This is a genomic window from Streptomyces sp. NPDC057307, assembly GCF_042667665.1.
Lineage (GTDB): Bacteria > Actinomycetota > Actinomycetes > Streptomycetales > Streptomycetaceae > Streptomyces.
Genome location: NZ_JBHUZM010000184.1, coordinates 1 through 13035, shown reverse-complemented (window position 1 = coordinate 13035; position 13035 = coordinate 1). Strand labels below are relative to the sequence as shown.

The following is a 13035-nucleotide window of genomic DNA, read 5'->3' as shown; positions in this document are numbered from 1 at the left end:
TCGGGTTCGGTGTCGGCCCCTGGCCCTCCCTCCTCGGGGTGGGGCCCCCCCCCGCGTGTGGTCCGGCGGGCGGGCGCCCGCCGTCACGCGACGCGGGCCGCACACTCCGGAAGGACCAGGACAGGACCGGGACAGAGCTTAGGTGCCCGAGGGATCCTGGTAGGCGTCCGCGTACGCCTCCGTGGGAGCGACGGGCGTGATGATGTCGATCAGTACGCCGTCGGGGGCGGCGACGATGAAGTGCCGCTGGCCGAACGCCTCGCTGCGCAGGGGGAGTTCGACCCTCAGGCCGGCGCCCGTCACCAGCCGCGCGTACTCGGCGTCGACGTCGGCCACCTCGAAGTTGAGGAGCAGCCCCTGGGCCGGCCGCCGGTAGGCCGTCGGCACGGTCTCGTGCCCGGCGGCGACGAGAGCCAGCTCGTAGTGCGGCGGCTCGGGCAGCCGCAAGCTGACGTACCAGTCGCTCGTGTAGGTCGTCTCGAATCCGAACAGCGTGCGGTAGAACGCCACCGACTCACTGAGCCGCTCGGTGCAGAGCACGGGATAGAAGCCGGTCAGGGCGGAGGGCGTCATCACAGCACCGTTCTGGGGCGAGTGCACGGTCGTCGCGGTCGTCCTGTCTCAACGAGGTGTCCGCCCCCACGTCACGTCCGCCGGATCGAAGGCAGGTCGACATGGCATCGGCGATGCGTCCGGCGGGCGAGGTCCGCGTATGGGCGCTGCGGCAGGAGCCCCCGTGGCGGGAGGACCTCTCGCTCTCGCTGCTCGACGCGCGGGAGCGGGCCAGGGCGGTGTCCTTCACCCACCGGCGCGACCGGCTGAGGTATCTCGCGGCGCACGTGGGGCTGCGGCTGCTGCTGGCCGACCGGCTGGGTGTCCACCCCCGCGACCTTCGGTTCGGCCGTGACCGGTGCGCGCACTGCGGCGGGCCCAACGGCCGGCCGGTTCTTCTCGACGGCCCTGGCGGCCTGCACTTCTCCCTCTCCCACTGCGCCGGCGGCACGCTCGTCGGGGTCGCCGACGTGCTCGTCGGGGTCGACGTGGAGCGGCTGCCCGGCCGTCGGACGGTCGAACTGTGCCTGGCGCGGCTGCATCCGCGCGAACGTGCGGAACTGCTCCGAGTCTCCCGGACCGAACTCCCCCTGGAATTCTGCCGGTTGTGGACGCGCAAGGAGGCGTACCTCAAGGCCCTGGGGACCGGGCTCGGCCGGGGGCTGGACCGCGACTACCTGGGAGCGGAGGAGGAGAAGCGGCCCGCCGGCCTGCGCGTCGTCAACCTGTCCTACGGCCCCAAGGACCCCACGCACGCCGCGGCGCTGGCCGTCCCGCGGTGGGTGCGGACGCCCACCGGCCTTGAGGAGTTGAACTGGTCGGCGTACGGCCATGTCCTGGGCCCCGTCGGCTCGTTGGAGGAGAGGGGCCCAAGTTGACATGCCAACGGTATGCAATTAGGTTCGATTCGCATACCGTTGGTACGTGAGTGGAGATGGCGCCCTATGCTGACCAGCTTCTGCCCGGTGATCTGCACCTCGCGGCTGGGGGAGTCCCGCGGCTTCTACCACAGACTGTTCGGCTTCACCGCCACGTTCACGACCCAGTGGTACGCCGGTCTCAGCCGCCCCGGCGGGCGACAGCACGAGCTGGCCCTGCTCGACCACTCCCACCCGGCACTGCCGGAGGCGCTGCTCCGGCCGGCCCGCGCGGTGCGGCTCACCCTCGCGGTGGACGACACGTCGGACGAGTGGGACCGGATCGCCGCACTCGGGGCGACAGCGCGCCCGGACCGGAGACACCTCGTCATCACCGACCCCAACGGGGTCCGGATCGACGTCGTCGCACCGGCCCCGGCCTGACCGAGGGGACGTCGCGCCGTGCCCGGCCCCCAACCTCGTACGGCTGCCCGACCGGCCAGCGATCAGTTGGCCCGCAGCGCCTTCAGCATCCGCGCCAACGCCTGCCGGGCATCGTCGAGATCGGCGGAGTCCTCCGACGTCGCCAGCCACAACGCCGCCTCGTTCATGGCCCCCGACAGCAGATGGGCGAGCGGCGTGACCGGCTGCGCCGGGATGGTGCCCTGGTGGATCAGAACGGTGAGAGCCTGCGCCAGATGCCGGCCGGAGGTGGCCTCGTTCATCGCTCGCCAGTCCCGCCACCCGAGCACCGCCGGCCCGTCGACGAGCATGATGCGCTGGATCGCGGGGTCGGTGGACGCGCTGAGGAACGCCTGGCAGCCGTAGGTGAACTGGTCCCAGGCGTCCACCTGGACATCCGCCTCCGCCGCGACGAGCGCGGCGACCTCCTGCTGCACCTGCTCCAGTACGGCCCGGAACAGTTCGGCCTTGCTGGGGAAGTGGTGGTACAACGCGCCTTTGGTCACTCCGGCGGCCCCGACGATCTCCGACAGACCCACCGAGGCGTAACCCAGCTTCGAGAAGAGCCGCCGGCTCTCCCGCAGCAACGTGTGCCGCGTCTGCTCCCGTTGCTGCGCGCGAACCCCGTTCGTCATCGTTGCGCCCCCCGTCTTCGGCCTGTTGAAGCCATGCGCACACGGTACTTCGCCGGTGTGGGACGGGCGAGACCCACATCAGAGGCCCCGGGCGTCCCCCACACGGCTGATACTCCCTGCGCGGTTCGTGACGACCCGTGCGGCAGAGTAGAGGTATGCCTACGTACGAGACGATGTCGTACCACCTTGAGACCCGGCGGCTGACACTGCGGCCGTGGGCCGAGTCGGACGCCGCCGAGTTCAGCGCCCTCCTCTCCGAACGCGGCAACGGCAGGCCCACGGTCGAGTACGCCCGGACGTCCATCGGGAAGCTGCTCGCCGCGACGGCGGAGACGGGAATCGCCCTACTGCCCGTCCAGCGCCGTGAGGAAGGAGACTTCATCGGCTACTGCGGGTTGATCATCGGCCGCTCCACCCTGGAGGAGCCCGAGATCGCATACGAGTTGTTCCAGCGCGCGCACGGGCGTGGCTACGCCACCGAGGCGGCCGGCGCGGTGCTCGACGCCGCTGTCGCGACCGGGCGGGAACGGCTCTGGTCGACCGTGGGCGCGTGGAACACACCGTCGTTGCGTGTCCTTGAGAAGCTCGGGTTCGAGCGGGATCACGTGTCCACGGACGACAGCGGTGAAGTGGTCTGGCTTACACGCTCGTTGCTGCCGTGACGCGGGATCATGCCCCCCGCGCCTGAGCGCCGCCCCGTTCGGGAGGTGCGGCGCCGTCCGGCGCGGGCGGCGCCGCGCCGTGCAGCCGGGCCGGATCGGCCCGGGTCAGCGCCGCCGGCGCGGCCAGCCGCCGGCCGATCTCGTACGCCTCGGCGAAACGCTCGTCGCCGAGCGCGGCCCGGCCGCGGCCGCTCAACGCGCTGACCTGAGGGTCGGTACGGTCGTGGGCGCCCCGCAGACGTGCCGCCGCCCCGAGCATGACGGCCACGTCACGGAACCGCCCGTACCGCGCGGCGAGGTCGGCCACGGTCACCGCCACCGTCGCCACGATCGGCATGTCGTTGCTGTCGACCGCCGCCGCGTACGCCCGGCCCAACGCCTCCTCGGCGCCCGGCCCGTCGCCGAGCGCCAGACACAGCTCCGCCCGCACCGTGGCGACCAGCGCCTGCCCGTGGTCGCCGCCGTACGGGAACCGCTCGGACAGCCCGGCCTCGGCCGACCCGAGCAGCTCGCGCGCCCGGTCCAGGTCACCGATCCGTACCCGCAGGCCGGCCTCCCGCGCGTCGAGCAGAATCGCCATCTCGGGCGACGACGAGCGCAGCGCCCGCTCCCGGGTCGCGGCGATCATCGTGGCCGCCCGCGCGGTCTCGCCGAGCCGTACCCGCAGATCGATCAGACGCAGGTCGATGAAGATCTCGTCGCCGAGGCTGAGCGACCCGAACTCGCGGGCCAGCCGCTTGGCCTCGTTCAGGTCGGCCAGCGCGCCGTCGATGTCGCCGTCGTACTGCCGCAGCAGCGCCCGCAGCGGCAGCGCCGTGGCCAGGCCCCAGCGGTCGCCCGCCCGCGCGAAGCAGTCCAGGGCGGCGGTCACGTCGTCCCGGCCCTTGTCGAGGTGGCCCTCGTTCTCGGCGAACTCGGCCCGGAGCAGGTGCGCCAGCCCGGCCAGCCACACGTCCGGGCCGTCGACCAGCCGCCCGACGAACGCCGCCGACGTCTCGGTCTTCTCCAGGGAGGCCAGCCTGAGCGTGGTCAGCGCGCCGTCGAAGCTCGCCGGCGCCTGATGGCTCAGCAGCCGGCCGGTGAGCGCCCGCGCCTCCTCACGCCGCTCGTCGACCGACTCGGCAACCGGCGCGTTCTGGGTGGCGGCGGTGCTGAGCAGCAGCATTCCCCGGGCGAGGTCGCGCTCCACACCCCGCTGTCCGCCCGGCAGCGCGACCACCTCGCCGAGCCAGTGCGTCGCGTCCGAGTGCAGGCCGAGCATCTGCCAGTACCAGGCCAGGTTCACCGCGAGCCCGAGCGCCCCGTCGGCGTCCCCGGTGTCGCAGAGGTGGCGCAGGGCGGCGAGCACGTTGTCGTACTCGGCGCGCAACACATGGAGTGCGCCGAGCTGTTCGGGGCCGCGCAGCAGCGGACCGTGGCGGGAGACCAACTCGGCGAAGTGACGGGCGGCCAGGTTTCGTACGCCGGTCGGCGCGCCGTGCTCGGCCAGCCCCTCCAGGCCGTACTCCCGGATCGTCTCCAGCATCCGGTACCGGCCGGTGTCCGGCAGGAGCTGCAGCAACGACCGGTCGACCAGCCCCGCCAGCAGCTCCCGGATCTCACCGGCCGGCACCTCGGTGCCGGCGCAGACCGCCGTGGCCGACGCGGGGGTGACACCGCCGGGCAGGACCGAGATCCGCTCCGCGACCGTACGCGCGTCCGTGTCGAGCAGGTCCCAGCTCCAGGCGATGACCCCCCGCAGCGTGCGGTGCCGTGGGAAGGCCGTCCGGCTGCCGGTGTCGAGCAGCCGGAACCGGTCGGACAGCCCGGCGGCCAGGTCGGTCAGCGAGAGCGTACGCAGCCGGGCGGCGGCCAGTTCGAGCGCGAGCGGCATGCCGTCCAGGTCGCGGACGACGCGCAGCACCTCGCCGAGATTCTGCCCGTCGACGTCGAATCCGGGCCGTACGGCCGCCGCCCGCTCGGCGAACAGGCGCACCGACGCCGTACGGCGGGCCCGCTCGACATTCGCGTCCGGCTCCGGCAGGGGGAGCGGACCGAGCGGGACCAGCGCCTCCCCGTCGACCGCCAGCGGCTCCCGGCTGGTGGCCAGCACCCGCAGCCCGGCGCAGCGGGCCAGCAGCGCCGACACCAGGTGCGCCACGGCGTCGATCAGGTGCTCGCAGTTGTCCACCACGAGCAGGCTCTCCCGGCCGCCCAACTGGTCGGCCAGCACGTCCAGTTCGTCGGCCGGGCCGCCGCGCGGCCCGGCCGGGGCGTCGAACAGCGCCGAGCCGCGCAGCCCGATCGCGGCCAGCAGCGCCGCGCCGACCTCGGCCGGCTCGGTGACCGAGGCCAGGTCGATCATCCAGGCGCCGTCGCGGTACTCGTGCCGGTGGCGGCGGGCGGCCTCGACGGCGAGCCGCGTCTTGCCGGCGCCGCCGGGACCGAGCACGGTGACCAGGCGTCCGGCGGCGAGCAGCGTGTCGATCCGGGCGAGGTCGTCGTCGCGGCCGATGAAGCTGGTCAGCGGCGCGGGCAGGTTGCTCGGCCCGGTCCGCGCGCCGTCCGCGCCGGCGGCGGGGGAGGGCCGCTCGGCACGCAGCAGGCCCAGGTGGCGCTCGCGCAGGGCGGCACCCGGATCGGCGCCGAGGGCGTCGGCCAGGGCTTCGCGGACCCGCTCGTAGAGGGCGAGGGCGTCGGCCTGGCGCCCCTGGGCGGCGAGCGCGTCCATGAGCAGCGCGGCGGCGCGCTCGTGGACGGGGTGCTCGGCGAGCAGGGCGGTCAGGCGGGCGGCGGCAGCGCCCGCACGGCCCAGCGCCAGCTCGGCCTCGGCGAGGTCGGCGACGGCCTCGACCGAGGTGTGGGCCAGCCGGGTCGCGGCGGCGGGCGCCACCGCGGCGACGACCGCGGGCTCGGCGCCGACCGGGTCGCCCCACAGCGCCACGGCCTCGCCGAGCACGGCCGCCGCGCCGCCCGGGTCGCCGGCGCGCAGGCGGTCGCGGCCGGTGGCGGCGAGCTGCTCGAACCGCAGCGCGTCCACGTCGGCGGCGTCCACGGCCAGCCGGTAACCACCCGCGACCTGCACGATGTCGTTGGCCGAACCGAGGGTCCGGCGCAGCCGCGAGACGAGCGCCTGCAGGGCGTGGGCGGGGCCGGCCGGCGGGTTCTCGGCCCAGATCGCGTCGACCAGGACGTCCCGCTCGACCTGGCGCCCGCCGGCGAGCGCCAGCCGTACGACCAGACCCTGCGACCGGGCACCCGGAACGGACAGGGCCGCCTCACCACGAGACGCCTGGAAGGCGCCGAGCAGCGTGATGCGAAGCCGCGTATCCCCGGTCCCGTCCATCCCACGATCTTCGCGCGCGTGCCCCCGAGTCCCAAATCGGGGCGCCGACACGCGTCGCTGACGGGAGTGCCGAGCCGTGTGCGCCCCCATGTCAGCTCCGTGTGTGCCCCGTGTGAGCGGCCCGCGTCAGTCTTCGGGTGCTTCGGAGAACAGATTTACGGAAGGGAAGTTCTCGTGCATGACGTACTGATTGTGGGCGCCGGCCCGGTCGGCCTTTTCCTCGCCTGCGAGCTCGGCCTCGCGGGCTGCTCCGTCCTGGTGCTCGAACGGGAGCCGGAACTCGGCTCACCGTGGAAGGCGGACCCGCTCGGGATGCGGGGCCTGTCCGCCGCGTCGGCCGAGGCGTTCCACCGCCGCGGGATGCTGCGCGAACTGCTGACGGCGTCGGGCGCCGACGACGATCCGGGCGCGAACTCCGGCGCGAACGGCAGCGCGAACCCCGACACGAACCCCGGCCCGCACGTCGGCGCGCACACCGATGCGAACTTCGACACGGACGATGCCCCGGCGCCGCCTCGCAGCGTGAGCCACTTCGCCGGCATGATCCTCGACGCGGCCAGGATCGATGTCGCCGCCCTGCCGTTCCGGCTTCCCGGCCCGGCGACGGAGAGCGTGCTGACGAACCTCGAAGCGATCGAGACGGTGCTGTCCGAGCGGGCGGCCAAGCTCGGCGTCGACATCAGACGCGGCGTCACGGTCTCGGCCGTCGCACAGGACGGTGAGAGCGTGGTCGCGCGAGCCGGCGAGCACGAGTACGCGGCGCGCTGGCTCGTCGGCTGCGACGGCGGCCGCAGTACGGTGCGCGGGCTCACGGGCTTCGACTTCGTCGGCACCGAGCCGCAGTTCACCGGCTACATCATGCTCGCCACCGTCGCCGACCCCGAGAAACTGAACCCGGGCTTCAATCTGACGCCGACGGGCATGTACCTCCGGATGCCCACGCCGGGTCATATCGGCATGATGGATTTCGACGGCGGCGCGTTCGACCGGTCGCGGCAGCCGACTCGCGACCATCTCCAGACGGTACTGCGCCACGTGTCCGGCACCGATGTGACGCTGACCGGCATCCAGCTCGTCTCGACCTTCACCGACCGGGCGAAGCAGACGACGACCTACCGGCAGGGACGCGTTCTGCTCGCGGGCGATGCCGCGCACATCCACTCCCCTCTCGGCGCGCAGGGACTCAACACCGGTATCGGCGACGCCGTCAACCTGGGGTGGAAACTCGCGGCGACCGTGCACGGGCACGCCCCTGACGGGCTTCTCGACACGTACACCCGCGAGCGCCGTCCGATCGGTGCGCGGACACTCGACTGGACACGAGCCCAGTCGGCGGTCATGAAGCCCGGCCCGCAGGCCCGGGCGCTCCAGTCACTCGTACGCGACGTGCTCGGGACGTCTGACGGAACGACGTACGTGTACAAGAGGACTTCGGGCTCCTCGAACCGTTACGACCTCGGCGGCGAACACCCGCTCGTCGGCCGCGACGCGCCGGACTTCCGTCTGGAGGACGGCACTCGTCTCGGCGAGCTGATGCGCGACGGACGGGGTGTCGCGCTCGATTTCAGCGTCGACCGATCCCTGCGTGGTCCGGCGACGGGCTGGGAGAGCCGCGTGCGGTATGTGGCCGGTCGGGCGAGAAACGACCTCGGGCTGGGTGCCGTACTTGTCCGGCCCGACGGCACGGTCGTCTGGGCAGGTGATCGCGTCCCCGATCGGGAGGCGTTCGGACGGGCCACCGGCCAGTGGTTCGGCGGTCCGGAGCGGGACCACCGGCCGCTCGAAGGCCAACGTACCTAACCGATACGACAGTTCAGACCCTCAACCCTCAACCCTCAACCGATTCGCAGGAGCGCACATGACAATCACCCTTCGACCGGGCAGCACCGTGATGTTCACCGGCGATTCGATCACCGACGGCCAACGGCTGGAGAGCGAGGAGGGTCTGGGGTTCGGCTACCCGCTGCGCGTCGCGGGCGAGTGGGGACTCCGGCACCCGGACCGCGCCGTGACCTGGCTGAACTCCGGGAACGCGGCGGACAAGGTGCTCGACCTGGAAGCCCGTTGGCAGAAGGACGTGCTCGACGCCCGACCGGAGGTGGTGTCGATCCTCGTCGGCATGAATGACGTCGGCTGGCACACGTACGACCCGGACGGCCACGTGATCCCCACGGAGGAGTACGCGGCGGGTTACGACCGTCTGCTCGCGCCCCTCGCCGAGGCGGGCACCGATCTGATCCTCGTCGAGCCGTTCCTCCTGCCGATTCGCGGCAGTGTCGAGGTCGGCGACACCATCCTCGACGAAGAGGTCCGGCGGGCGTGGCGGACCGATCTGGACCCGAAGATCCAGGCCGTACGCGAACTCGCCCGCAAGTACGGCGCGTATCTGCTCGCCGCCGACGGCATGTTCGCCGAACTCGCCGCGACGACCGGGCCGGAGTACTGGGCCGCGGACGGCGTCCACCCGACACCGGCCGGCCACGCCGCACTCGCGGCGGCGTGGCTGCGTCTGGTCGGGTGACCCCGACGAAGGGCCCAGGGTCACCCGTCTATTGACGGCCACTCACCGCGTGGCGACTATTGAGAGCGCTCTCTGTCGTGGACATGACCAGGAGGAAACCGATGTCCCCTGCGCGATGGCTCGCCGGCCTGGTTTCCCTCGGACTCGTCGGCACACTCGCCTTCGGGCAGGTGACCACCGCCGGACCCGCGGAAGCCGCCACCGCGGTGACGGACGACCGGTCGTCCACGCGCGGCCGCCCCCTCGTCGGCGGCGCCGACCCGAGCGTCATCAAGGTCGGCGATCTCTATGTCTCCGCCAAGTCCGTGGACGGCGGCATCGCGGTGCGGTCGGCGTCCACTCTGGAGGACGTCGCCACCGCGCCCAAGCACCAGGTGTGGCGGGACACCGGCAACCTCGGCGAGGTCTGGGCGCCGGAGATCGTGCACCACGACGGCCAGTACCGCATCTACTTCGCCGCCGGCACCGGTGCGGCCCACCGGACGTACCACATCAGCTCGGCCAGCCCGGACACGGGCTACTCCGCCGCCACCAAGGTCGCCCTGCCGGACGACAAGTGGGCCATCGACGGGGTGCCGTTCACCTTCGGCGGCCAGCGCTGGTTCGTGTGGTCCGGCTGGGCCGGTGACACCAACGTCGAGCAGAACCTCTACATCGCCCGGATGAGCAGCCCCACCACGACCACCGGCGGCCGTTACGTGGTCTCGCAGCCGCGCGAGCCGTGGGAGCGGGTCGTGGGCAACCCGTACATCAACGAGGCACCCCAGCCGATCGTCGACCCCAGCGGACAGTTGCACATCGTGTACTCCGCGAACGGCAGTTGGAGCGACCAGTACTGCATCGCCGACCTGCGGCTGAGGGCCGGTGGCGACCCGACGTACGTATGGGACTGGTACAAGAGCAACGGCTGTCTGTTCGGCTCGCACGCCGCGACCATGATGGCGGGCTGGGACCCGACGCTCAATGTCGACGGGCCCGGCCACCACACGTTCGTCCTGCCACGCGGCGACGTCGCCGCCGGCCCGCCGTCCGGCAACCGGTTCCCGACCATGTTCCACGCGGTCGCCAAGGGCACGCCGTACTCGTGGTCCAACCGCTACTGGTACACGGGCACCGCCGTCTGGTGGGGCAACACCACATACCGGAGGGCGAACGTCCCCGGCCCGACCAGCACCGTCGGCCACAGCCTCAAGTTCTTCGAGTGAGCACACCGACCGACAGCCGACCGAGCACCGGGTGAGCACCGGCCGGTCCACCGGTCGGGGCCGCTGAGCCGGTCGGCGGACCGCGGGCCGCCGAACAGGACGGACGACCCGTTCGCGGCGATGATGTGAAGCGACGGACAAGCCCCGGCGTGGAAGCCGGACACGGTCGGACGCGAGATCGGCAGGCATCGATGGGACGGACGCGGGAGCCGCTGTTCACCGTGGACGAGGCCGGACGGGTGATGTCATGGAGCGATGGCGCCGCCCGTCTGTTCGGCCGTCCGGCGGACGGCGTGCTGGGCCGTGGGGCCGCGGAGGCGGTCGCCGGATCCGGTGTCTCGCTGCGCGTGGTGCCCCGGCCGGGCGCAGAGGGGTGGGAGGTCTACGCGTACGACGCCGACGGCGCGGAGCCCGACATGGAGGGCGCGCTGGTACGCGCGCTGTTCGCCGAATCGCAGCTGGGCCTGATCGTCCTCGACCGGGAGATGCGGCTGGTACGGGTCAGTGCGGCGGCCAGGGCGATGTACGGCCGCTCGCCCGACGAACTCCTCGGCAAGCGCCTGGACGAGGCGTACGCCCTGGAGCACCCGGAACGGGACCTCGCGGCCGCCCGCGAGGTGCTGGAGAACGGGACACCGGAGTTCTCGCGGCTGGTCACGGCCTTCACCACGGTCGGACCCCGCCGGCGGCAGTACTACTCCGTCTCCGGCTTCCGTCTGTGCCGGCCGCAGGGGGAGCCGATCGGACTGGCGCTGACCCTCCTGGACGTCTCCCGCCGGGAACGCGGCCGCGAGCGGGCCGCCGCAGTCGCGCGCGTCCGCGAAGGCGTCGGCCGCTCCCTCCAGGTGATGGAGAACTGCCAGGACCTCGCCGACGCGCTGGTACCGGGCTTCGCCGACATCGCTCTCGTCGCCCTCACCGAGCAGGTCGCCGGCGGCGACTACCCGCCACTGAGGCCCGTGGACACCGAGAAGCTGCTGCTACGGCGTGCGGCGTTCCGTACGAGCGGGCCGGCCGACCCCGACGACGGCATCGGCGAGGTCAGCCCGGTCGGCGAGGAACCCGCGTTCAACAGGGCGCTGCGCGAACAACGACCGGTGCTCGTACAGACGGACGCCGACGGCGGCGGCCTCACCGACTCCCCGTCGAGGGCCACGGCGCTTCGCCAGGCGCGCGCCCACACCATGATCGTGGCCCCGCTGACCGTCCGGGGCCGGGTGCTGGGACTGCTGCGCCTCGTACGGTGCGGTGACTCCGAACACTTCGCCAAGGCCGACCTGCGGGCCGTGGAGGACGCCACCACGCACGCGGCTCTCTGTCTGGACAACGCCCGGCGCGCCGCCCACGACCGCGCCCTGGCCTCCACGGTGCACCGCAAGCTCCTGCCCAAGCGGCCCAGCCCACAACTGGGCATCGACACCGCGTACGTCGCGCTCTCACCCAGCTCGGAGAGCCGCACCTGGTTCGATGTCACCCCGCTGTCAGGGGCCCGGTGCGCCCTGGCCGTGGGCGAGGTCGACGGCGCCGGACCCCACGCCCTCGCCACCATGGGACATCTGCGCACCGCGCTGCGTGCCCTGGCTGACCTCGAACTCCAGCCGGACGAACTGCTCGCGCGGCTCGGCGACGTCGTGACCAGACTGTCGGAGGACCGGACCGGCACGAACCCCAACGCCCCCGCCCTGACCGCCAGTTGCACCTTCGCCCTCTACGACCCGGTGACAAAGACCTGCCTCGTCGCGTGTGCCGGACAGCGCGGGCCGCGGGTGATCGGCCCGGACGGCCGGATGGACCGGATCGACGCCCCCGTCGGCCCCCGCCTGGGCGCACCCGACACCTCGCCGTTCGCGATGGCCGGCCGGACCCTGGAGAGCGGGTCCACCCTCATCCTCGCCGGTGACGAGCTGGACGAGGTGCTCAGTACGGAGGTCGTCAACCGGCTCCTCGCCGTGTACGACTCGGCCCAGGACCTGGCGGACGGTCTGTTCACCCGCCTGGCGGTCAGCCCCCGCCACACGGGCACCGCGCTGCTGGCCCGCACCCACCAACTGTCGCCCGACACCACCGCGGTGTGGGATCTTCCCGCGGAGGACCGGGCCGCCTCCGAGGCCCGCCGACTGACCCGGCGCTGGCTGACCGGGCTCGCCCACCCCGTCTCCGAGGACAGCGTCGACTCCGCGGGCCTGCTGGTGAGCGAACTGGTCACCAACGCCGTGCGCTACGGCACACCGCCCATCACGCTGCGCCTCATCCTCGACCAGTCCCTGACCGTCGAGGTCGCCGACTCCAGCCCCGTGACCCCCGACCTCCGGCACGCCAGAGTGACCGACGAAGGCGGCCGCGGCCTCTTCATCGTCTCCCAGATCACCCACAAGTGGGGCACCCGCCGATCCTCCGCGGGCAAGACCATCTGGGCGGAGCAGCCCTGGACGACGACGGCCGAGGAGTCCTAGCCGGGATCGCTACTGACGTGCTTGCGCTGCTGTTCGTTGATGCGCAGGGCCTCTTCGAGCTGGTCCTCGAGGATGATGATGCGACAGGCGGCTTCGATCTGGGTGCCGCTGTCGACGAGTTCGCGGGCGCGGGCGGCGATACGCAACTGGTAGCGGGAGTAGCGGCGGTGGCCGCCGTCCGAGCGCAGCGGGGTGATGAGCCGGTTCTCGCCGAGGGCGCGGAGGAAGGCGGGGGTGGTGCCGAGCAGGTCGGCGGCGCGGCCCATGGTGTAGGCCGGGTAGTCGTCGTCATCGAGGTTGTCGGTGGGGCGGGGGTTCTCAGGGGGCATAGCACCTCTTTTTCCTGGGCGCGTCGAGGGGCCC

General features: G+C 72.6%; 11 protein-coding genes. 7 read left to right on the top strand and 4 right to left on the bottom strand.

Features of this window, described 5'->3' with window-relative positions:
• Nucleotides 1-138 precede the first annotated feature (138 nt).
• On the bottom strand, nucleotides 139-573 hold the full coding sequence (locus ACFUN8_RS34330) for a VOC family protein (protein WP_383646515.1): 435 nt from the start codon (nucleotides 571-573) through the stop codon (nucleotides 139-141).
• Nucleotides 574-674: 101 nt separating this feature from the next.
• Between ACFUN8_RS34330 and ACFUN8_RS34325 the strand changes: the two genes are divergently transcribed.
• Entirely contained in the window at nucleotides 675-1430 is a 756-nt protein-coding gene (locus ACFUN8_RS34325; protein ID WP_383646512.1) for a 4'-phosphopantetheinyl transferase family protein, read from the top strand.
• Nucleotides 1431-1496: 66 nt separating this feature from the next.
• Nucleotides 1497-1853: a VOC family protein gene (locus ACFUN8_RS34320; RefSeq protein ID WP_383646509.1), complete on the top strand. Its 357-nt coding sequence runs from the start codon at nucleotides 1497-1499 to the stop codon at nucleotides 1851-1853.
• Between the two features lie 62 nt (nucleotides 1854-1915).
• Here ACFUN8_RS34320 and ACFUN8_RS34315 read toward each other — a convergent pair whose 3' ends face one another.
• Nucleotides 1916-2506: a TetR/AcrR family transcriptional regulator gene (locus ACFUN8_RS34315; protein WP_383646506.1), complete on the bottom strand. Its 591-nt coding sequence runs from the start codon at nucleotides 2504-2506 to the stop codon at nucleotides 1916-1918.
• Nucleotides 2507-2661: 155 nt separating this feature from the next.
• Between ACFUN8_RS34315 and ACFUN8_RS34310 the strand changes: the two genes are divergently transcribed.
• Nucleotides 2662-3168, top strand: coding sequence for a GNAT family N-acetyltransferase (locus ACFUN8_RS34310; protein WP_383646503.1), 507 nt, complete (start codon nucleotides 2662-2664; stop codon nucleotides 3166-3168).
• A gap of 7 nt (nucleotides 3169-3175) precedes the next feature.
• Here the strand turns inward: ACFUN8_RS34310 and ACFUN8_RS34305 are convergent, their stop codons facing one another.
• Nucleotides 3176-6493 carry a BTAD domain-containing putative transcriptional regulator gene (locus ACFUN8_RS34305; RefSeq protein WP_383646501.1) on the bottom strand — a complete coding sequence of 1106 codons (3318 nt, stop codon included), beginning with the start codon at nucleotides 6491-6493 and terminating at the stop codon, nucleotides 3176-3178.
• 174 nt (nucleotides 6494-6667) lie between these two features.
• Here ACFUN8_RS34305 and ACFUN8_RS34300 point away from each other — a divergent pair, with 174 nt between their 5' ends.
• The 4 genes from ACFUN8_RS34300 (at nucleotide 6668) to ACFUN8_RS34285 (ending at nucleotide 12672) form a co-directional block, all read left to right on the top strand.
• Nucleotides 6668-8293, top strand: coding sequence for an FAD-dependent monooxygenase (locus tag ACFUN8_RS34300; protein WP_383646498.1), 1626 nt, complete (start codon nucleotides 6668-6670; stop codon nucleotides 8291-8293).
• A gap of 58 nt (nucleotides 8294-8351) precedes the next feature.
• Nucleotides 8352-9014, top strand: a complete 663-nt coding sequence (locus tag ACFUN8_RS34295; RefSeq protein ID WP_383646495.1) for a GDSL-type esterase/lipase family protein — start codon at nucleotides 8352-8354, stop codon at nucleotides 9012-9014.
• A 101-nt stretch (nucleotides 9015-9115) separates the two neighbouring features.
• The gene (locus ACFUN8_RS34290; protein WP_383646493.1) at nucleotides 9116-10219 is read left to right on the top strand and encodes a glycoside hydrolase family 43 protein; all 1104 of its coding nucleotides are present in this window, start codon (nucleotides 9116-9118) and stop codon (nucleotides 10217-10219) included.
• A gap of 191 nt (nucleotides 10220-10410) precedes the next feature.
• Nucleotides 10411-12672, top strand: a complete 2262-nt coding sequence (locus ACFUN8_RS34285; protein ID WP_383646490.1) for a SpoIIE family protein phosphatase — start codon at nucleotides 10411-10413, stop codon at nucleotides 12670-12672.
• On the opposite strand, the gene ACFUN8_RS34280 is transcribed toward ACFUN8_RS34285, so the two are convergent.
• Entirely contained in the window at nucleotides 12669-13001 is a 333-nt protein-coding gene (locus tag ACFUN8_RS34280; protein ID WP_383646487.1) for a MerR family transcriptional regulator, read from the bottom strand. The genes ACFUN8_RS34285 and ACFUN8_RS34280 overlap by 4 nt on opposite strands.
• Nucleotides 13002-13035: the final 34 nt, after the last annotated feature.

Excerpts from the sequence above, each read along its gene's own strand:
- ACFUN8_RS34330 (WP_383646515.1), bottom strand. The coding sequence starts at position 573 with ATGACGCCCTCCGCCCTGACCGGCTTCTATCCCGTGCTCTGCACCGAG.
- ACFUN8_RS34325 (WP_383646512.1), top strand. The coding sequence starts at position 675 with ATGGCATCGGCGATGCGTCCGGCGGGCGAGGTCCGCGTATGGGCGCTG.
- ACFUN8_RS34320 (WP_383646509.1), top strand. The coding sequence starts at position 1,497 with ATGCTGACCAGCTTCTGCCCGGTGATCTGCACCTCGCGGCTGGGGGAG.
- ACFUN8_RS34315 (WP_383646506.1), bottom strand. The coding sequence starts at position 2,506 with ATGACGAACGGGGTTCGCGCGCAGCAACGGGAGCAGACGCGGCACACG.
- ACFUN8_RS34310 (WP_383646503.1), top strand. The coding sequence starts at position 2,662 with ATGCCTACGTACGAGACGATGTCGTACCACCTTGAGACCCGGCGGCTG.
- ACFUN8_RS34305 (WP_383646501.1), bottom strand. The coding sequence starts at position 6,493 with ATGGACGGGACCGGGGATACGCGGCTTCGCATCACGCTGCTCGGCGCC.
- ACFUN8_RS34295 (WP_383646495.1), top strand. The coding sequence starts at position 8,352 with ATGACAATCACCCTTCGACCGGGCAGCACCGTGATGTTCACCGGCGAT.
- ACFUN8_RS34290 (WP_383646493.1), top strand. The coding sequence starts at position 9,116 with ATGTCCCCTGCGCGATGGCTCGCCGGCCTGGTTTCCCTCGGACTCGTC.
- ACFUN8_RS34285 (WP_383646490.1), top strand. The coding sequence starts at position 10,411 with ATGGGACGGACGCGGGAGCCGCTGTTCACCGTGGACGAGGCCGGACGG.
- ACFUN8_RS34280 (WP_383646487.1), bottom strand. The coding sequence starts at position 13,001 with ATGCCCCCTGAGAACCCCCGCCCCACCGACAACCTCGATGACGACGAC.